The following is a 20,869-nucleotide window of genomic DNA, read 5'->3' as shown; positions in this document are numbered from 1 at the left end:
AAGTGCTAAAAACAGGAACGTCCTATGATGAAAAAAATACTACTATCTGCCACCCTGCTGTGTTGCCTGAGTGGCTGTACCCTGAATATTCCGCCAGCCGACCAGTATTCCGACCCCGACGCGATTACCAGCGTCCAGTCGGCCCGCTCGCTGCTGACCTCTGCCTACATGCTTTATCCGCACTATGAGTTTGAGTTGTCGGTACTGGGCAACGATTTCTGTCCGGCCTCGCTTATCAGTTATCACATCGACCTGAAAAACCTTTACCTGTGGCGGGAAGATAAAATCACGCAGACCGCCGAGACCCTCTGGCTGGGATACTACAATACCATCGCCAGTTGTGACGTACTGCTGGAGCGGCTGGATAAGGTACTGACTGGGAGTACGGAAGAAGAAGGTCAGAAACAGGCCGTATATGCGGAGGCAAAGACCCTGCGGGCCCTGTGTTACTTCCAGTTGCTGCGACTGTTTGCCCCGGCTTACGGCAGTAATCCGGAAGCGGACGGTATCGTTCTGAAATCGCAGGCAGGACTGGAGTTCCCTCCCCGCTCCTCCATCCGTCAGTGCACGGAATTCATCCGAAGCGAACTGAAGGAGGTAGCAGGAATTGCCAACCGGCCATCGGCCAACGGATGGCTGTCGCAACAGGCAGTGAAGTATCTGCAGGCCGAAGTGGAACTGTATGCCGGAAATTACGGTGCGGCAGCGGCCTTTGCCGAAGAGGTACTGAAGCAGGCCACCGAAGAGATGTACCGGAACAATTCCAAGCTCTGGCAGGAAGGCCAGTTTGAAGGGCGCATCTTCGCCTTCTACAGTTCGGGCAACTATTATACCGACATTCAGTACAAGGAGAAAGAAGGCGATTATTTCGGCGTCAATCCGGAACTGGACTTCTCCGGCAAAGACAACCGGAAAGCCTATACCCTGTATCCGTTTTCCCTGGACGGCAGCGAACGCATGCTGTTCGGCAAGTACAACCGGAACCACAAGGAGGGGCTCAAAAACACGTACATCAATGTCATGCGCTATTCCGGAGCCGTCTTCATCGCAGCCGAGGCCTACAGCCGGACGGAGGGAAAAGAAGAAGCGGCCCGGTCACGGATCAATACGTACCTCCAGGCCTGCGGTGCCGAAACGCTCGCAGCTTCGCTGAAGGGTGCCTCACTGACCCAGGCCATCCTGAAAGAGAAATACAAGGAGTTTCTCGGAGAGGGAAGCAACTATTTCGACCTGAAGCGTACCCGCACCGTCCCCCTGGAAAGGAAGGACGTATGGGGCACACAGTCGGTTGCCGCCATTGCTGCCGACGACTACCGCTGGACCTTCCCCATCCCCCGTTCGGAGTACCGCTACAACGAGCAGGTCACCCAGAACGAGGGCTGGCCCCGGTCTGTCACTAATTAACTGTCTCTAAACCGAAACGATTATGAATAGAAGAATACTGATGCCGGCGGCCCGACTGCTGGTAGGACTGTGGTGCCTGATGCTGGTCGGCTCGTGCAGTGACGAGAAAGATTACCGCAGTCATTTCCACAACTATATCCAGTTGTCCGTCAAGGGAAACCCCTCACTGAATGAGGACGAGAAACGCCCGGTGACGGTGACACTGCTATTGGCAAATACCCTGGAAGAAGATGCAGTCATCACCCTGGAACTGGCCGACAACAAGGAAGAGGTGCTCCGGCTGGAGCAACCGGAGATTGTCCTGAAAGCCGGTGAGAAAACGGCTGAAATAGCCGTCTGCTCCAACGGCAAGGGAGTACTTCAGCAACCGCACACCGTAACCTTGCGCGTGCGCTCCTTCACCGATGCCCGCATGCAGCCCTGGAACGAACTGCCTATTATCGTGAAACCGGGAAAGGAGATTCCGGAACTGAGTGAAGCCCAGCTGAAACTGATAGCGGGATACAAGGAAAAGTGGGGACTGGACCTGTTCCGCTTCATGGGCCGACTTTCCTGCCGCACGACAGTGACTTTCAATTCGGGCGACCTGGGGGTACTGTACGACAACGAGGATACACGTACCTACGAAGGAACCTCCGTCATCACCCTGAGTGAACACGCCACCGCCGACCTTCCTGTGCTGAAAATGGTATCCAACCCATTAGGCATGACCGACTTCCTGTGGGAGATGATGCGGAGATGTACGGTAGACAATGCCACCTGGAAAGACGAGGTGAACAATCCGGAACCTGCCGCCATCCTGAAAGCCATCGGATACGACGAGAAAAAGGAAACCTTTGAGGCGGTGCTGGATGAAATCCGCCTTCTTCCGCAGAAACAGCAGGTAACCTTCCTGAAACCGGTCATGACCTCCCCCGGAAACGAGGAGCATGAGATTGAACCTACCTGGACTACGGTGGTGCCTTTCCAGTACCACTTCAGTGCGTGGGACCGCTTTCTTCAGGAGGCAGAAAAACAGGCAACCTATACTTTCCGCGAAGGAGAGGTGACGGTAGAAAAACCGCTGAAAGAGGCCCCCGAAGCCTATCAGTTGAACCCGGTCTTCCACCTGACCTATTCGAACCTGGACAGCGACGGATGGGAAGAAGGAAACTTTGTGACTCCCACTGCCTCATACAATCTGGAAAAAGGGACCCTCAGTTTCATTTTTCCCTGGGACTGCCAGATTTCTTCGGGAGGCTATACACAGATCCGGACAGTCTACACGCTGCAGCAACCGGAAAAATCCCGTGAGTAAGGCTTCGGAATAGCAAATGCCAAAAGATTCCGGAAAAACATTCTGTAATCTTTTTACAGACATAAGTCATCCTGCGTAGATGAAAAGAAGCACGCTTCAGGACAAGCAATTGGATTTCCGGTGCGGATTTTATAATCAGCGCCGTGAACTGATAAAACCCAACCGTTAATCATTCAGTTGACGGCCCGGAGAAAAATATATTCTGTTATACTTTTCTCTTTGTTTGCCCTGATGCACATGAATTAACCCTTAAAAAGTCAACTTTCAATGAAACGAACAAACCATATCCGCCGCTGTCTGCCTGGTATACTGGGAGGAATTGGCATCCTTTGTGCACAGTTCGTGCAGGCAGCCCCGTTCATAGGCGCCGACAGCATCTCACTTCCGGCAAACACAACCGAAGGCCGGCTCTCCAACGGACTGCATTACCTGATACTGCCCAACGGGAGTCCCGCCCATACCGCCGAATTCCGCCTCATCATGCGACTCGGATCGGCACAGGAGGCAGACGACCAGTTGGGTGCCGCCCACTTTCTGGAGCACATGGCCTTTGCCGGTACCCGTCATTTCCCCGGCCGCTCCATGATTGAGTATTTCGAAAGCCTGGGAATGAAATACGGCCGGGACATCAATGCGGTGACCGGCTACGACCGTACCGTCTTCATGCTCACCGTTCCGATGAATCCAGCCGACACAAGAATCGCCGACAGTACCCTGCTGGCTGTAAAAGACTGGCTGAGCGGCATCCGTTTTGAGGAAGAACGTACCCGGAAGGAACGGGGAGTGATTCTCGAAGAACTGAGGGGATATGACATTGGGGACCCTTTCTATTCCCTCAAGATCGGACAAAACCGCTTTGCCTCGCGCATGCCGCTCGGAAGTGCCGAAGACATCTGCCGCATCGACCGGAACAAACTGAAGGCTTTCTACCGCCAATGGTATACGCCCCAGCTGGCCAGTCTGGTAGTGGTGGGCTGTGTAGACCCTGCACAGACGGAACGCAGCATCCGGAAACTCTTCGGAGACCTTCCAGCACGCCCGGTCAAGGGATATTGTACGTATCCGCTGACCTACGACGGGGGAATCCGGATACAGGAAGTCAGAGACAGTCTGCCCCGGAATTCCGAACTGGAGCTGATCATTCCCCATCCGGGAGTGGTGGGAAAGGACCTGACCGGCACCTGCCGGAAAGAACAGGGACGGCTGCTGGTGAGGATGCTGAACAAGCGGCTGGACTTGAGAAAAATGTCTGCTTCGGTATCAGACAACTGGTACCTGTCGGACAAGAACCACTTTGTACTGTCGCTTTCGGGTAAGGACAAAGCGGACCTGCTGGAACAGCTTACCCGCCTGAGCGGTGAACTGCATTATGTGACAGAAGAAGGATTTTGTCCGAACGAAATGGAAAACGGACTGGCCGGCCTGCTGGAAAGTCTGCCGGAGGTTTCTGACGGACAAACCTCGTCTCAATGGTGTGAGGATTTTACCGACTATGTACTCTCGGGCGAACGGTACATCCATTCCGCCGGAGAAAGAGAGCGCCTGAAAGAACTGCTGGCACAGACCACCAGCGAGACCCTGCAGGAGATGCTGGACGAATGGCTCGGATTTCAGCAACAGCATTTGCTGGTGGCCTACCGCAACAATGGGAAAGGCTGTGAGAAACTGACCGAAAAGGAGGTGGAAGAGGCTTGGGAAGCCGGAAAGCGGTTGCCTGTATCAACCTTTGTCTTCCAACTGGACCAGTGTGAGGTTCCGAAGCAGGACACTCCCCTGTGCCTGTCGAAGGCTCATCCTTTCCGTCCGGAGGAGGTACTGGAAGAAAAGGTCTACCCCGACATGAAGGTGCAGGAAATCAGACTGCAAAACGGCATGAGGATTTTGCTGCGTCCGACCACGGACTCACAGAAGACCTTGTATCTCACGGCCTTTGCAAGGGGTGGTACCGCCGATCTGCCGGCCAGGGACTATCATCGGCTGGAAGGAGCGGCAGGATACATGGAAATGGGAGGCATTGCGGCGGTAGACTATGATACGCTTACGGCCTACATGAGTCAGGAGGAAATCTCCCTGAACCTTTCCATCGGCAACCACTGGCATGAGCTGATGGGCATGGCTCCGGCGGAACGTTCGCAGGAACTGTTCAACCTGATGTTTGAAAAGATGCATGCTCCGGAACTGCGGTACGGGGATTTTGAGGAAATCCGTCAGGAAGAGCTGGAAGGATTCGGGAAAGAGACCGTACTGGGACAGATGCTGAAAAGGGCTTCCGACCGGATGTTAAGCCAGCGGCTGGACTCGCTGACGGGCAGTGCCCAGACCGTGCAGATTCCGCCACGCACCCGGAAGGATATCGAGGAACTGAATCTGGATGAAATGGCGGCTTATTACCGTTCGCTGTTTACCTGTCCGGCAGGGATGACGCTGGTCATCTCGGGAAATTTCGAACCGGAACTTGTGAAACGGCAACTGGTGGCTACGTTCGGGCGGATGAAAGTGTCGGTTCCGCCTCAGCAGTATCATAACCGCCCTTTCCATTTTCCACAGAAAACCTATGTGGAGGCTTTCCCGAACGAAAATGAGACCCAGACTTTGCTGGAATATGTGTTCGGAGGAAACTACACTCCCTCGCTGACCGAGACGCTGACCCTGAAACTGGTAAGAGATGTCCTGCAGGCACGACTGCTCCAGGTATTGCGCGAGGAAGAGAACATCGTGTATTCGCCGTATGTGTCGCTGTTCTATCAGGGAATCCCGCAGCAGACCTATTATTTCGACCTGTCGGCATCGGTGGAGGTGGCCAATACAGAACGGGCAGAAACCCTGTTGCTGCAAATCGTTTCCGACCTCCAGCGTCACCCCATCGGCCGGGAGGAACTGGAACACATGAAACGTTCGTTTCTGGTGACGAAGCGGCAGGTCCTCAGTGACGATGCCCCTTCGGAATGGAGAAACACCCTGGTCAACCAGTTGAAGAACGGGGAGTCGCTGGACGATTTCGAGCAATATGCGGACTGCCTGCACAGGATTACTCCCGAACGGATGCAGCAGGCATTCAGGAAATACCTGAACCCAAAGCGCTACATCCTGCTCTATCAGGGAAAGCATTTGAAGTATAACTCATCAATTAAGTGACTTATGAGAAAACAGTTTATGACCTTATTTGCGAAAAAGATAAGTATGATATTGGGACTGCTGTGTGCCACGGCATGCAGCCTGAGCGCCCAAAGCGGTTACAAGAAAGCCTATACCCTGTTTGATGCGCAGGGAAAGGAAATCGGATACGACGAACTGATTGAAGGACTGGCCGCACCGGAGGTGGTCTTCATCGGCGAGATACACAACTGTGCCATTACGCACTGGCTGGAACTGGAGATTACACGCTCGCTGTATGCCCTGCACGGCGATTCACTGACCCTGGGAGCGGAAATGTTCGAAGCCGACAACCAGCTGATCATGGACGAATACATGCACCGTACCATTTCGTACGAACGCTTTGAGGAGGAAGCCAGGCTGTGGCCCAACTACAGCACCGACTATTATCCCTTTGTGTTTTTTGCCAAGGAGCACCGCATTCCGTTCGTGGCGACGAATGTGCCGCGCCGCTATGCGAATGTGGTCAAGGAAAAGGGCCTGGCATACCTGGACTCGCTCTCGGAGGAAGCCCGGCGCTACCTTCCTCCACTGCCTCTCCGGTTTGAAGCACAACCGGAACAGGAGGGAATGTTCGGCATGATGCATGCCCTGGGAAAAGGAGGAGCACAGCCGGAGTTTCTGGCACAGGCACAGGCGGTAAAGGATGCGACCATGGCATGGTTCATTGCCCGTAACCTTCGGCATAAGTTCCTGCATTTCAACGGTAATTTTCATTCCGACCGTCGGGGCGGCATCATTCCCTATTTGCTGGAATACCGTCCGGGGACTACACTGAAAACGGTCTGTGCGGTACGGCAGGAAGACATCAGTCAGCTGGAGGAGGAACATCTGGGAAGAGCGGATTATTACATCTGTGTTCCCGAAGACATGAGCACGAGCTACTGATTCTCCGTGCCGGCATTCCCCGGCAGACAGATAAATCAAATCAGGCAGGATCAATGAAAAGGGGCAGCTGATATCCGACCAGCTGCCCCTTCGCTTTTCTTTATGCAAACCGGAGCAAAAATCCTCCGGTACGTATTCACGTCTTAATTCAAACCTCTGTTCTTGATCAGTGCCTCTGTTCCAGGCTCTTTTCCTCTGAAGTTCTTGTACATATCCATGGCATCGTCAATGCCTCCCGGAGTCAGTACATAAGTACGGAACTTCGTAGCCAGGTCCTGATTGAACAGGTCTCCCGATTCCTTGAATGCCGCAAACGCATCCGCGTCGAGCACCTCAGCCCACATGTAGCTGTAATAACCGGCCGTATACCCTCCACCCATCGTATGGTTGAAGTAAGTCGTACGGTAACGTGCCGGAATCTGCTTCAGCAATCCGCGCTTAGCCAGCGTTTCCTGTTCAAACTTCATCACATCCAGGTCGTCGGGCACCTGAGTCAGCACATGATAATCCATATCGAGGAAAGAAGCTGCCAGGTATTCCACCGTAGCAAATCCCTGTCCGTACTTGCCGCTCTTATCCAGTTTTTCGATCAGTTCGGCAGGAATCACCTCACCCGTCTGATAATGCTTGGCATATACCTTCAGCACTTCAGGTTCGAACACCCAGTGCTCCATAATCTGTGAAGGCAACTCCACGAAATCACGGGGTACACCGGCTACACCCAGGTAATGTACGTCGCGGAAGAGATTATGCAGTCCGTGACCAAACTCATGGAACAATGTGGTAGCCTCATCCGGGCTCAGCAAAGCCGGCTGGCCTTCCACCGGCTGCGTAAAGTTGCATACGATGGTAACCACCGGACCCAGGCGCTTGCCTTCCGCATAAGTCTGCGGACGGTACTGTCCACACCAGGCTCCGCCACGCTTGCTTGCACGCGGGAAATAGTCCATATAAAGCACACCCAGAGAAGTTCCGTCCTTATCCTTGCACTCGAACGCTTCTGCATCCGGATGCGGCAACGGCATATTCTGCAGTTTGGTAAAGGTAATGCCATACAGTTTGTTGGCTACATAGAAAGCTCCTTCGCGCACCTGATCCAGCTGCAGGTACGGACGCACCTGATTCTCATCGAGGTTGAACTTCGCCTTTTTGGCTTTTTCAAAATAATATCTCCAGTCCCAGCCTTCAGCCTCGAAGCTTTCCCCACTCTTGGCAATCTCTGCCTGAATGTCCTTCAATTCTTCCTTAGCCTTCTTCAGCGCCGGAGTCCATACCTCGTTCAAGAGGCGGTATACATTGTCCGAATTATGCGCCATACGGTCTTCGAGCACGAACGAAGCATAGTCCTTATAGCCCATCAGCTGTGCCTTTTCCAGACGCTTCTGAACCAGCTTGCGCACCACTTCCTTATTGTCAGACGCATTGCCGTTGTTGCCGCGGTTGATATAAGCCTTGAAAATCTGTTCACGCAACGCCCGGTTGTCGGCATACTGCAGGAACGGCATCACGCTCGGATTGTGCAGGGTAAATACCCACTTTCCTTCTTTTCCGGCTTCCTTGGCAGCCGCTGCCGCATTGTCGATCAATGCCTGAGGCAGACCCGACAAATCTTTAGAGTCGGAAACCACCAGTTGGAAATCATTGGTTTCCTTCAGCATGTTCTGGCCGAAAGTCAGCTGCAGCATCGAAATCTCGCTGTTCAGTGCACGCAGGCGGGCCTGCTTCTCCGCATCCAGGTTCGCACCGCCTCTGACAAAACCCTTGTAAGTCTCTTCCAGCAACTTCTCCTGTTCCTTGTTCAGGCCCAGTTCTGCCCTGCGTTCGTAAACCTGCTTTACACGTTCGAACAAACGCGGATTCAAGTTGATGTCATCGCTGTGCTGAGAAAGCAGCGGAGACATCTCACGGCTCAGTGCCTGCATCTCGTCGGAAGTATTGGCACTGTTCTGTCCGAAGAATACATAGCTGACCTTATTCAGCAGACTTCCGCTTTCGTCAAGTGCGGCAATGGTATTGTCGAAATCGGGCATGGAGCGCTGATTGATAATGGCTTCCACTTCCTTTTTCTGTTCTTCCATTCCCTTCAGAAAGGCTTCCTTGTAATGTTCCAGCTGAATGTCTTCAAAAGGAGGCACTCCAAACGGAGTGGTGTACGTCGTAAAGAAAGGGTTTTCCTGTACCTCTTTCTTCTGTGAACCGCCACAGGCACAGAGAGCCAGTGACAGTCCGGCGATTAACCAAGTTTTGTTCATAGAAAAATAAAATGTTTGACTAAATTATAAACCCAAGGGGCAAAGATACACAAAAAAGCGAAATAATAAAAACCGGATTTTGCCCCTTCCCCGACCGTCGCATATCAAAAATTATGCTATCTTTGAACTTTTGATTCTCCCCGCACGGACAAAGGCACGGAAAACCGCAGGAAAGGCTACCGGAATTCCGGAAGGAAACTGCCCTGTCTGCCGGAGAAAGCACAGTAAACAACAGATTGTCAAATTTATATTCATTAAAAAATCAATTATTCAGATTTCAGTATGGAAGAATTTATTCCGATGATTGCCGCTGCCCTGAAACTGCCGGCACATCGTGTTGAGAATACCTTGAAACTGCTTCAGGGAGGAGCTACCATCCCGTTCATCAGCCGCTACCGTAAAGAGGCTACCGGCGGACTGGATGAGGTGCAGATTGGCGAGATCAATACCCGCTATGAGAAGTTCTGCGAACTGGCCAAGCGGAAAGAAACCATTCTGTCGACCATCGAAGAACAGGGAAAACTGACGGATGAACTTCGCCGGCGCATTGCCGAATGCTGGGACAGCACGGCTCTGGAAGACATCTACCTGCCGTTCAAGCCCAAGCGCAAGACACGCGCGGAAGCAGCCCGACAGAAAGGTCTGGAACCGTTGGCCGTACTGCTGATGATGCAGCGCGAACAGAACCTCCCGGCCAAGGTCCGGAGCTTTGTCAAAGGCGAAGTGAAAGACGAAGAGGAAGCCCTGAAAGGAGCCAGAGACATCATCGCCGAACAGGTGAATGAGGACGAACGCGCACGCAACCTGATGCGCAACCAGTTTTCACGTCAGGCAGTGATCTCGGCCAAGGTGGTGAAGGGAAAGGAAAAAGAAGAAGCGGCACTGAAATACCGGGATTACTTCGATTTCAGCGAACCGCTGAAGCGCTGTACCTCTCACCGCTTGCTGGCACTGCGCCGCGGTGAGGCCGACGGCATCCTGAAGGTCGGCATCACCCCTGCCGATGAAGAGGAATGCACCGACCGCCTGAAACGCCAGTATGTACGCGGTACCGGGGACTGTGCGGCACAGGTGGAAGAGGCCGTATGCGACGCCTACAAACGACTGCTCAAGCCTGCCATCGAAACGGAGTTTGCCGCATTGAGCAAGGAAAAGGCCGATGAAGAAGCCATCCGTGTCTTTGCCGAAAACCTCCGTCAGCTCCTGCTGGCAGCTCCTCTGGGACAGAAGCGTGTCATGGGAATCGACCCGGGATTCCGCACCGGATGCAAGGTGGTCTGCCTGGATGCACAGGGAGCATTGCTGCACAACGAAGCCATTTATCCGCATCCCCCCAAATCGGAAACCGCACTGGCCGCCCGCAAGCTGGTCAAGCTGGTGGAACAGTACAAGATTGAAGCCATAGCCATCGGTAACGGAACAGCCAGCCGGGAAACGGAACAGTTTGTAACCGCACAACGTTACGACAGGGAAATCCAGGTATTCGTGGTCAGCGAAGACGGGGCCTCCATCTACTCGGCCTCCAAAACCGCCCGTGAAGAATTTCCCGACTACGACGTAACCGTCAGAGGAGCCGTATCCATCGGACGAAGACTGATGGACCCGCTGGCCGAACTGGTCAAAATTGATGCGAAATCCATCGGAGTGGGACAATATCAGCACGATGTCGACCAGAGCAAGCTGAAGGCATCGCTCGACCAGACCGTAGAAAGTTGCGTAAATCTGGTAGGTGTCAACGTAAACACTGCGAGCAAGCACCTGCTGACCTATGTGTCCGGCCTGGGCCCTACCCTGGCACAGAACATCGTGGATTACCGTACGGAAAACGGAGCCTTCCACTCCCGCAAGGAACTGCTGAAGGTACCCCGCATGGGAGCGAAGGCCTTTGAACAATGTGCGGGTTTCCTCCGCATACCGGGAGCCGAAAACCCGCTGGACAATTCGGCCGTGCATCCGGAAAGTTATGCCATTGTGGAACGGATGGCCAAAGACCTGAAGTGTAAGGTGAAAGACCTGATAGCCGACAAGGAATTGCGCAGCCGGATACGGATAGAAGATTACGTCAGCGATACGGTCGGACTGCCTACACTGACCGATATCCTGCAGGAACTCGACAAACCGGGACGCGACCCGCGCCAGCAGATTGAGGTCTTTCAGTTCGACCAGCACGTACGTACGCTCGACGACCTGCAGGAAGGTATGGAACTGCCGGGTATCGTGACCAACATCACCAATTTCGGCTGCTTTGTCGATATCGGCATCAAGGAAAACGGTCTGGTGCACATCTCACAACTGGCAGACAAGTTTGTCAGTGACCCGACCAGCGTAGTAAGCATCCATCAGCACGTACGCGTAAAAGTACTGAGCATCGACCACGAACGGAAGCGCATCCAGCTGACCATGAAAGGATTGAGCAAATAACCAACGGAAGAAAACGGTCTGTCACCTTCCCGCCGGAAGGACAGACCACAAAAAAACAATCCCGGACATTACTGATTTTGCAGTCAGCAAGTCCGGGATTTCCTATTTTAAAACTATTGCAACAAAAAATTATTTCAGGTTGTCATTCGTCAGCAACTTTCCTTTATACTCACCGGTCAGTGTGTGCAGGAAGGCTACCAGACGAGCCGTTTCCTCTTCGCTCAGGTTCACGCCCACCTCGTACTTGGCCATGTCACGCACGGCTTCTTCCAAAGTCTGCTTGGTACCGTCGTGGAAATAAGGAGCCGTCAGTGCGATGTTGCGGAGTCCGGGCACCTTGAAGCGGTGCATATCGCGTTCCGTCTTCGTCTCCTTGTTGCGTCCGTGGTCTTCGAAAGTGATTTCCGTATTCCGGTCGGCAAAATAATCCGCCTTGATACCCATCAGTTCGTACGACTGTCCACCCAGGTTCTCACCCACGTGACAAGTTGCACAGTTGTACTTCTTGAACAATTCGTATCCGGCAATTTCCTCAGCAGAAAGTGCAGCCATATCCCCTTTCAGGTACTTGTCGAAACGTGAATTCGGAGTCAGCAGCGTACGTTCGAACTCCTGGATGGCATCGGTAATGTTCGCCTCGGTAATACCGTCGGGATATACCTCGGTAAAGGCCTTTTTGAAACCTTCATCCTCGTTCAGGCGGGCACAGATATCATCGAACGACTTATGTGCCATTTCAACCGGGTTCAAAGGAGGTCCTCCGGCCTGAGCAGCCAGGGTAGCCGCACGTCCGTCCCAGAACTGTACAAAGTTATAGTGTGCGTTGAAGACAGTCGGCGCATTCACTCCACCTTTCTGTCCGCCTACACCTTCCGAGAACTGCTTGTTGTCGACACCACCGGTATTCAGCGCGTGGCAGGTTGCACAAGACACCGTATTGTCGACCGACAGACGTACATCGTGGAACAGCAAGTCACCCAGTACCACCTTACGCATGTCTACTGCCACTGAATCTTCCACCGGACGAACCGTCTCGTTGGCAAAATCGGCAGCAGCCAGGCGGTTCGGATAAGCCTGTGCACGTGTGTTACGGATCCAGTCGAGCGCCAGAGTCTTTTCCGAATCAATCAACGAAGATCCCCAGTGCACCAGGTAATACTTGGCCATAGGCATGGTACCGTCCTGGATTACCTTTTCCACCTTTGCCAAATCCACTTCCGAAACCTTTCCTCCAGCCTCAATGGCAGCCACCATCGGTGCAATATCGAACGAACGGTATCCCAGACGGATATCCTCTCTCACCAAATCACCCGCCAAAGGCAGAGAAGCATAAAAAGGAAGTTTCGGATTTGCCACGTGACATTCCATACATCCCGAATTTGTCAACAATTCCAACATCTGTTTGTCGGCCGGCAAATCCGCCGAAGGCGGCTGATTCACCAAACGATAAGTTACTGCACCGCCAGCGACAATCACCAAAGCGGCCAAAAAGATCTGCTTTTTCATGTTTCTTTGTTTTTATGATCAAAAAATCAATTAGTTGCTGTCCGATTATATAAATGCACACTCTGCTGTGCCGCCGGCAGGTAATTCACCCCGTACCAGCACATCTGGAGTGTCAGGAAACTTCCGATGAGAATGAGATACAGCGTACGGGGCCTTGACTTTCCCCAAAGCCGCAGGTGTATATACGTCAGATACCCCGCCCAGGTAATCGCTGCCCAGGTCTCCTTGGGATCCCAGCTCCAGTAATTTCCCCAGGCATCCTTTGCCCAGATGGCTCCGGTCAGCATTCCTACCGTCAGAAAGGCCGTTCCGGTATAGATAAGTTCGTCGGCCATGGAAAGGTAGCTCTCCTCGTGGCGGAAAAGTCCCACACACGAAAGCATGAAGGCACAGCCCAGTACGGAATACGAAAACATATATACCGTCACATGCGGAATAAACCACACACTCTGCAGCGCCGGCATCAGCGACTGGTCGTGAATCTCCGGCTTCAGCAGGTTGATGACGCAGAAGACCACTGCTACCACCGTGGAAAACGACAAGATCCACCGGTATCCCCATCTCCAGTAAGTCAGCATTCCCGAAATACCCATGAAGAAAGAATACCACAGACGGGTCTCACCCATGGTGCGCAACGGAGGACGCTGCAGGGAAATCCACAGACCGGCAATAAAACACGAGAATACCAGCGTACCGCAGAGGGTAAGCCACAAGGCCGCCTTACTGCGCGAATCGGTACGCAGGGAAACCAACGCTCCGGCCAGCCAGCAGACAGCAGCCGGTATCACAAACCAAATAAAATTATCCCATGTAATCATTTCTGCAACTTCTTTTTATTCACCGGTCCTTCAACAAACAGCAGTACGCCTCCAATCAGCGTCAGCAAGATACCTGCCAGCTGCACGTACTTCCAGGGTTGGCGGACAATCTGCAGCACACAATAGGCAGTCTGTCCGCTTTTACGCTCATAGCCTGTCAGATAAATGTCCTCTCCCCAGCGATAGGAATAGGGATGATTGACCTCTAGACGGGCCGTATCCTTTCCGGCACGTACCTCCGCTTCATAATGACGGGGCATGCCGTTCTCATAATAATCCGCATCAAAACTCAGCAGTTCCAGCTCATAATCCAGGTAAACCACCTTACCGTCCATCGAATATGCCCGGCTGGAAGCCTCTCCCTTCAGTACCGGGATACGCAGGTTCTGACAGTCGGCCGAACCGAAAAATCCGGCAAACAAGGCCAGCCAGAGTCCCGCATGATTGGCCACAAAGCGCCAGCGGAACTTCCGGGCTCTGAATGCTCCACGATAGGTCACCAGTGCCAAATGGGTAAGCAGCAAGAACAATATTGAGACAAATATCCACGAGGTCATGAAGTCGTAACAGCCCAGGCTTCCCCACAAACCGGTTTTCGCAGCCGCTTCTTCAGCCGACAGCTGAGGGAACAGACCGATCACCATGCAACCGGCGATAAACGACACCAGGGTAAATACCGTCATGGAAGGAGACAGTAAAAAGCGGATGGCCCGTCCTTCGCGGTAATCCTTATACCACATCCACAAAGCAAAAAGCCATAATGCCGCTACAAGTAAATTGACCGGATAGGCGAAAAAGCGGAAAGGTAGATTCCCCACCGCTACCTGAAGCAAGGCAGCTACCGCCAGATATCCTGTGAAAAATATAGTTTCAGCCCGTCTCATTATAGTTTTGTTAGTTTCTGGATGCAAATATATAAGTTTTCATTAATGTATTCAAATTTTCAATTAACAAAAATTGTATTTATTACAACCTGTGTATTTCCTCCCGTTACAGGAAAGAATTTCTCAGTTTTACAATGAAAATCCTTTCTTTCCGGCACTTTTTCCGGAATTTGGGAAAAACTGCAAAAAGTTATATTTTTGCGTGACATAATTCATCTACAGATATGAAAAAAGACGATGTAACACAAGAGGCTCCCGTCTGTGCCTGGTTTGTCTTCAACAACGGACAAGTGTTGATTGAAAAAAAAGCAGACGGATACCACATTCCCTGTTCTTCCCTTCCCCCGACTGAAGTTCCCGTAGGAAGCACCATACACACCATCGGTTACCTGAACGAATACCTGGCCAAAACCTATGCGATATACCACCCGGTACCCGGCAACGAAGACAGTCCGCGGATGATGAAAGACCTGAGGGCTTCTTACGACGTATTGCCTTTAGAGGAGTACAACAAGGCCGGAAAGGCTTCGCAGATACTGAACTGGGACAAGAACAGCCGCTATTGCCCGATGTGCGGAGTACCGACCACACAGGTCTCCCCCATAGCCAAGCGCTGTCCGGAATGCCGGCAGGAATTCTATCCCCGCATCTCACCGGCGGTGATTGTACTGATCAAGAAAGAAGACAGTATATTATTGGTACATGCCCGTAATTTCAGGGGAACCTTCAAAGGACTGGTAGCCGGATTCCTGGAACCGGGAGAAACACTGGAGGAATGCGTACACCGGGAAGTCATGGAAGAAACCGGGCTCCGGATCAAGAACCTGAAATATTTCGGCAGTCAGCCCTGGCCCTATCCCAGCGGTATCATGATCGGATACAGTGCCGAGTATGAAAGCGGAACCATCAAACTGCAGGATGAAGAGCTGAGCGCAGGCAACTTCTACCGGAAAGACAATCTTCCGGAAATCCCCAAGAAACTCAGTATCGCACGAAAACTGATCGATGCCTGGCTGGAAGGAAAAATCTAGATAGGGACATAAAAAAACCGGCTTTTCCACCCTCGGAAAAGCCGGTCTGTGATGAGTTATGATAAGCCTTCAGTCAAATTAGATACCCAGGTCTTTCTTAACGGCTTCCACTTTTTCCATAGCAGCCGCGTCAGCGCTGGCATAGCACTTCGGACATCCCATTTCACCCTTGATTTCCATATAGAACTTGATTTTCGGTTCTGTTCCTGAAGGACGTACAGAAACCTTGGTACCGTCTTCTGTGAAGAACTGCAGTACGTTAGAAGGTTCCGGCATATCCAGTGCAGTTACATTACCTTCTCCGTCGGTTGCCTTCAATGTCTTGTAATCCTTCATCAAGGCTACCTTAGAACCACCCAATGACTTAGGAGGACATGCACGGAAGTTTTCCATCATGGCCTTGATTTCATCGGCACCGCTCTTACCCGGTTTAACTACATTGACAGTCACTTCTTTAGAGAAACCATACTCTACATAGATTTCCATCAATACATCATACAGTGTCTTGCCCTGATCCTTAGCCCAGGCACAGATTTCAGCCAGCAAAGAACAAGCAGAAACGGCGTCTTTGTCGCGTACGAAATCTTCAGCCAGGAAGCCGTAGCTTTCTTCACCACCACCGATGTACTGTTTTACACCTTCGTTCAGACGGATCTGACGTGCAATCCATTTGAAACCGGTATAGCAGTCGTACATTTCAATATGATTCTTGTCGGCAACAGCCTTGATCAGTTCAGTAGTCACAATGGTCTTCACGATGAATTCATTACCTTTCATCTTACCCATTGCGATGCGGTTCTTGATGATGTAGTACAGGAAGATCAAGCAAGTCTGGTTACCGTTGATCAGTACCCATTCGCCCTTGCTGTCCTTGCAAGCCATACCCACACGGTCGGCATCCGGGTCAGAAGCCATCACAATGTCGGCATCGATTTTCTTGGCCAGGTTGATAGCCATGGTCAGTGCTTCCGCATTTTCCGGATTCGGAGATACTACTGTCGGGAAGTCACCGCTCTTCACCATCTGTTCTTCTACACAGTGAACATTTTCGAAGCCCCACAATTTCAGAGACTGCGGAATCAGCATCATACCTGTTCCGTGGATAGGAGTATAGACAATCTTCAGGTCTTTCTGACGCTTGATGACTTCCGGATCGATAGAAATGGTGTGAACCATGCGCAGGTATTCATCATCCACTTCCTTGCCGATGATCTGGATCAGTTCCTTGTTGCCTTCAAACTTGATGTCAGAAGCAGAAGCAATCTTATTTACTTCGTCAATGATACCCTTATCGTGAGGAGCCAATACCTGAGCACCGTCGTCCCAGTAAGCCTTGTATCCGTTGTATTCCTTCGGGTTGTGAGAAGCAGTCAGAATAATACCGCTCTGGCATCCCAGGTGACGGATGGCAAATGACATTTCCGGAGTCGGACGCATGTCTTCGAACAAATATACCTTGATACCGTTTGCAGAGAAGATGTTGGCAGAGATTTCAGCAAACAGACGGCTGTTGTTACGGCAGTCATGTCCTACTACTACACTGATATCTTTCTTGCCTGCAAAGCATTTATTCAAGTAATTTGACAATCCCTGAGTGGCAGCACCTACGGTATAGATATTCATACGGTTAGAACCTACACCCATGATACCACGCAAACCACCTGTTCCGAATTCCAGGTCCTTATAAAAAGCCTCGATCAAATCAGTCTTATCTGGATTTTCAAGCATGCGTTTCACTTCTGCCTGAGTTTCGGCATCGTAAGCCGGAGTCAACCATTTCTGAGCCTTGTCAGAACACAGTTTAATCAATTCTTCATTTTCCATGATTTTTCAAATTTATGTTGTTAATGTTTTCCGTGATTTAAGTATTTAGCAATACACAAAAGTAAGCCATTCATTGTAATTATCCTAATTATTCGACACAAGTTTTTTCCCAAATAAGCCAATAAAAAGCCCGTTTAGTAATTTTAGTGTAAGGATTTACTACTTTCTTCTTATTTTCAAACCTCATTATCAAAAACAAAGATTCTTCTTTTACATTGGCTCATTCCGGCGCAAGGGAATGGCCGGACACATTACTGCCCGCATTATTTGCACAACACAATTTTATGTTGCATCTTTGCCATCGGAAAAACAGACATTCTTTACACAAAATCATGAGAAGCTCAATCTACATTCTTGATAATCATCCCATCATAGCAGAAGGATTAAAACATCTGCTTGAACAGGAAAACAAATATCAGATATGTACCGGGAACCGTCCGCCTGAACTATACAACTATCTGAACAGTCAGCCTTGCGACCTGCTGATAGTCGACTACGAACTGGATAATCAGACGGCACTGGACATCCTCAATTATTTAAAAAGAAAATCAATTCATATACCCGTCGTGGTTTATACCATGCACACCGAATTCTGGATCATCAAGCTGCTGATCAAGGCGGAAGTCAGCGGAATCGTGATAAAGAATGACAAGACAGATGAAATCACCAAAGCGGTAGAATCCATACTCGTCAGTCAGAACAAGTATTATTCCCATACTGCCCTGAACATCATACTGTCCATCATGGGAGACCAGTCTGTATCCGACTCCATCACGTATGTGCCCAGTCCGAGAGAAAATGAAGTAATCGATATGCTCTCGTGCGGACTTACTTCCGACGAAATAGCACAGAAACTGAACCTCAGCAAGAATACGATTGATACGATCCGAAAAAACATATTATTAAAAAGCGGAGCCACCAATGTTTCGCACCTCATGCGTATAGCTTTTATAAAAGGATGGATAAAAAAGTGAAAAAAATTACCTTATTACTGATATGCCTGCTCGGAAGTCTTGTCTGCCGGGCCGAGAAAACCAGTTTCAGTCAGCTGATTGAGACTTTCGGAGACAATGGAGAATATGCCCGGATGGATTCTGTATACCAGCTGGCAGTCCGTCACCCCGATTACCGCAACGACCTGTTCCTGGCACTGGACATTGACATCACCTACGGTACTTATCTCAATGCCAAAGGTGATTATTCTCAGGCACAGACCGTATTCAGCAAAGCCCTGAAGAAGACTGAACAGCTCAAGGCCCAATCACTCAAACCGGCAGAACGGCATTCCGTAACGGTTTCGGAAGGCATTGCCAATTACGAAAGAGCCTTCGGATACTGGCAAAGCAACCAGCTGGATTCGGCAAGGAATTACGTTCAGGAAGGAATCACGATTTTTGAAGCGCTCAACGATTCCACCTATATGGCAGAATCTTACAACCTGTCGGGGGCCATCAACCGGAAGTCTTTCATGCTGGACAAGTCCATTTCTTCGTATAAACAGGCATTGAACATTACGGAAAGCCAGCACAACTATCCCTTGTCGGCCATTATCCTGTCGAATATTTCGGTACTGTACAACGAACTGGAAGAATTTGAAAAAGCGATACAGTTTTCCCGCCGTATCTTTTCCTATCCGGTAGATACGACTTCCATCGACTCGCGTATCGTTCACATTTCGCAGTTGTGCAACCATGCCATTCTGCTCATTAACCACAACCGGGTCCAGAATGCATTCGACAGTCTTCAGGTGGCCAGTCAGGAGATACAGGAAAACATGCCCGACGGACTCAAGCTGTATGTCTATACCAATTACGCACGGGCATTCAGGGAACTGGGAGAAACCCGGCAGGCAATACAGTACTACCAGAAAGCCATGAAATACAAGGACCGGACTTCGAATGAATACAACAAGGCCAACCTTGATTATCTTTATGGATATATGCTGCTTCATGATACCGATTCGCTTACCAAGGCCCATCAGTACCTCACTAAGGCCGTGAACTTTTACCGGGAAAATCCGAACCGCCTGCTGGTGGAGTCGTTGTTCGCACTTTCGGAAGCGGAAATGAGACTCAATCATCCGGCCAAGGTATATGCACTGGCACTCGAGGCGCATGAAGCCGAAAAGAACCTCCAGACCCGAAGTTTCCACAACCGTTTGTCGGGATTCGAGGCCGAACTGAAGACCAAAGAGAAAGACCTTCAGATTGTACATCTCAAGAACATACAGGCCGAACAGAAGAATGCGTATCAGACCAAAATCTATACCGCTGTCGGAGTACTGACTGCCACGGTTCTGCTGATCATCATCCTGGTCATCAGCATGCGGAAAAGAAGGATTGCCTTCCGGTTCAAGCAGATGGAACTGGAAAAACAGATCAAGGAAAAGGAAATGCAAAGCCAGCTGCTGGTCAGTGAGATGAACAAAAAGATGACCGACCAGTACCTCAACGGGCTGGAGGACAGCAACAACCGGATTTCCAGGGAATTGCATGACGGCATCTGCAACGAACTGCTGTCCATGCAGATGAGTGTCAACCAGACCAGCACCGAAGCACTGACCGGACAGATCCAGTCCATACGGGAAAGCCTCAGAACCCTGTCACACCAGTTGTCTACCCCGGTATTCGACCACATCAGTCTGCACCAGATACTTTCCATCTACATGGACCGGCTGAAACACCAGGAAAACCTGAAAATCCATGCCTATATAGAGGAGGATATCAGTAAACTGAAAATCTCTTCCGACAAAGTCCTGAACATTTACAGAATCATCCAGGAATGTATCTCAAACATCCTCAAGCATGCCCATGCCCAGAACGCGTATGTCACCGTCAGCATCGTACAGGAGAATATCGATATCATCATTGAAGACGACGGAAAAGGGTTCCCCGGCAACGGAACATACAGTTCGCACGAAGGACTGGGATTAAGAAGCGTCAAAGAACGTACCAGCAAGCTTCAGGGACATTACGAAATCGAATCGACCGAAGGAAAAGGAACCTTCATCCATATATGGTTCCCGTTCGGGGCATAAAAAATAATTTGCTTTGGTGCAATTTCTGAATTTACGCCTAAAAACAGAAATGCCCAAAGCAAATCTTTTTAAGAGGAAGGCCACGTTACGAATCGAATAAAGACAGACAAGGGATGATTCATTAAGCCATGTACACCTTCCTCCGCACTAACCTTCTTAAAATGAAGATATAGATAAATTATTTCTATCACAAAGATAGAACAGTTTTCATAAAAAAGAATTCCCATAGGGATATTCAGTAAATGTCCCTAAAAAGTAAGGTGGCATATAAAGTCGATAGAGTATAATCACTTTATATGCCATTGCTATTGCCCTTTTTCTGTGTTTTTTCATATAATCCTATCAGTTGGACAT

The 20,869-nt window shown here is 50.6% G+C and carries 13 protein-coding genes; 8 read left to right on the top strand and 5 right to left on the bottom strand.

Features of this window, described 5'->3' with window-relative positions; genetic code table 11:
• Positions 1-24 precede the first annotated feature (24 nt).
• From H3001_RS06810 to H3001_RS06795, 4 genes are all read left to right on the top strand, one after another.
• Positions 25-1,404, top strand: coding sequence for a RagB/SusD family nutrient uptake outer membrane protein (locus H3001_RS06810; RefSeq protein WP_178245273.1), 1,380 nt, complete (start codon positions 25-27; stop codon positions 1,402-1,404).
• A gap of 22 nt (positions 1,405-1,426) precedes the next feature.
• Positions 1,427-2,701: a DUF4929 family protein gene (locus tag H3001_RS06805; protein WP_181214481.1), complete on the top strand. Its 1,275-nt coding sequence runs from the start codon at positions 1,427-1,429 to the stop codon at positions 2,699-2,701.
• A 267-nt stretch (positions 2,702-2,968) separates the two neighbouring features.
• Positions 2,969-5,836 (top strand): M16 family metallopeptidase, encoded by a 2,868-nt coding sequence (locus H3001_RS06800; RefSeq protein ID WP_181214480.1) that lies wholly within the window; start codon positions 2,969-2,971, stop codon positions 5,834-5,836.
• A gap of 45 nt (positions 5,837-5,881) precedes the next feature.
• A complete protein-coding gene (locus H3001_RS06795) occupies positions 5,882-6,742 on the top strand; it encodes a ChaN family lipoprotein (protein ID WP_246368518.1) in 861 nt (286 codons plus the stop codon).
• A 143-nt stretch (positions 6,743-6,885) separates the two neighbouring features.
• Here H3001_RS06795 and H3001_RS06790 read toward each other — a convergent pair whose 3' ends face one another.
• Complete coding sequence (locus tag H3001_RS06790; protein ID WP_181214479.1) at positions 6,886-8,994, bottom strand: M3 family metallopeptidase; 2,109 nt, start codon at positions 8,992-8,994, stop codon at positions 6,886-6,888.
• A 282-nt stretch (positions 8,995-9,276) separates the two neighbouring features.
• On the opposite strand from H3001_RS06790, the gene H3001_RS06785 reads away from it, so the two are divergent.
• Positions 9,277-11,415, top strand: a complete 2,139-nt coding sequence (locus tag H3001_RS06785; protein ID WP_181214478.1) for a Tex family protein — start codon at positions 9,277-9,279, stop codon at positions 11,413-11,415.
• Positions 11,416-11,544: 129 nt separating this feature from the next.
• Here H3001_RS06785 and H3001_RS06780 read toward each other — a convergent pair whose 3' ends face one another.
• Genes H3001_RS06780 through H3001_RS06770 form a run of 3 tightly spaced genes read right to left on the bottom strand, consistent with a single transcriptional unit; the run spans position 11,545 to position 14,623 of the window.
• Positions 11,545-12,921, bottom strand: a complete 1,377-nt coding sequence (locus H3001_RS06780; protein WP_181214477.1) for a cytochrome c peroxidase — start codon at positions 12,919-12,921, stop codon at positions 11,545-11,547.
• A 26-nt stretch (positions 12,922-12,947) separates the two neighbouring features.
• Positions 12,948-13,739 (bottom strand): cytochrome c biogenesis protein CcsA, encoded by a 792-nt coding sequence (gene ccsA, locus H3001_RS06775; RefSeq protein ID WP_181214476.1) that lies wholly within the window; start codon positions 13,737-13,739, stop codon positions 12,948-12,950.
• The gene (locus H3001_RS06770) at positions 13,736-14,623 is read right to left on the bottom strand and encodes a cytochrome c biogenesis protein ResB (RefSeq protein ID WP_178245259.1); all 888 of its coding nucleotides are present in this window, start codon (positions 14,621-14,623) and stop codon (positions 13,736-13,738) included. Before H3001_RS06770 ends, ccsA begins: the two co-directional genes overlap by 4 nt.
• A 224-nt stretch (positions 14,624-14,847) precedes the next feature.
• On the opposite strand from H3001_RS06770, the gene nudC reads away from it, so the two are divergent.
• Positions 14,848-15,654, top strand: coding sequence for an NAD(+) diphosphatase (gene nudC, locus H3001_RS06765; protein WP_178245257.1), 807 nt, complete (start codon positions 14,848-14,850; stop codon positions 15,652-15,654).
• 78 nt (positions 15,655-15,732) lie between these two features.
• Here nudC and H3001_RS06760 read toward each other — a convergent pair whose 3' ends face one another.
• Positions 15,733-17,478 carry a phospho-sugar mutase gene (locus H3001_RS06760; RefSeq protein WP_178245255.1) on the bottom strand — a complete coding sequence of 582 codons (1,746 nt, stop codon included), beginning with the start codon at positions 17,476-17,478 and terminating at the stop codon, positions 15,733-15,735.
• Between the two features lie 332 nt (positions 17,479-17,810).
• Between H3001_RS06760 and H3001_RS06755 the strand changes: the two genes are divergently transcribed.
• Together H3001_RS06755 and H3001_RS06750 are read left to right on the top strand one after the other, a co-directional pair.
• Complete coding sequence (locus tag H3001_RS06755; RefSeq protein ID WP_178245253.1) at positions 17,811-18,452, top strand: response regulator transcription factor; 642 nt, start codon at positions 17,811-17,813, stop codon at positions 18,450-18,452.
• Positions 18,437-20,515: a tetratricopeptide repeat-containing sensor histidine kinase gene (locus H3001_RS06750; protein WP_181214475.1), complete on the top strand. Its 2,079-nt coding sequence runs from the start codon at positions 18,437-18,439 to the stop codon at positions 20,513-20,515. Before H3001_RS06755 ends, H3001_RS06750 begins: the two co-directional genes overlap by 16 nt.
• Positions 20,516-20,869: the final 354 nt, after the last annotated feature.

Origin of the sequence: Phocaeicola faecicola, assembly GCF_013618865.1 — a bacterium.
Lineage (GTDB): Bacteria > Bacteroidota > Bacteroidia > Bacteroidales > Bacteroidaceae > Phocaeicola > Phocaeicola faecicola.
The sequence above is the reverse complement of the archived record's forward strand: the minus strand, read 5'-3'. Positions and strand labels throughout refer to the sequence as shown.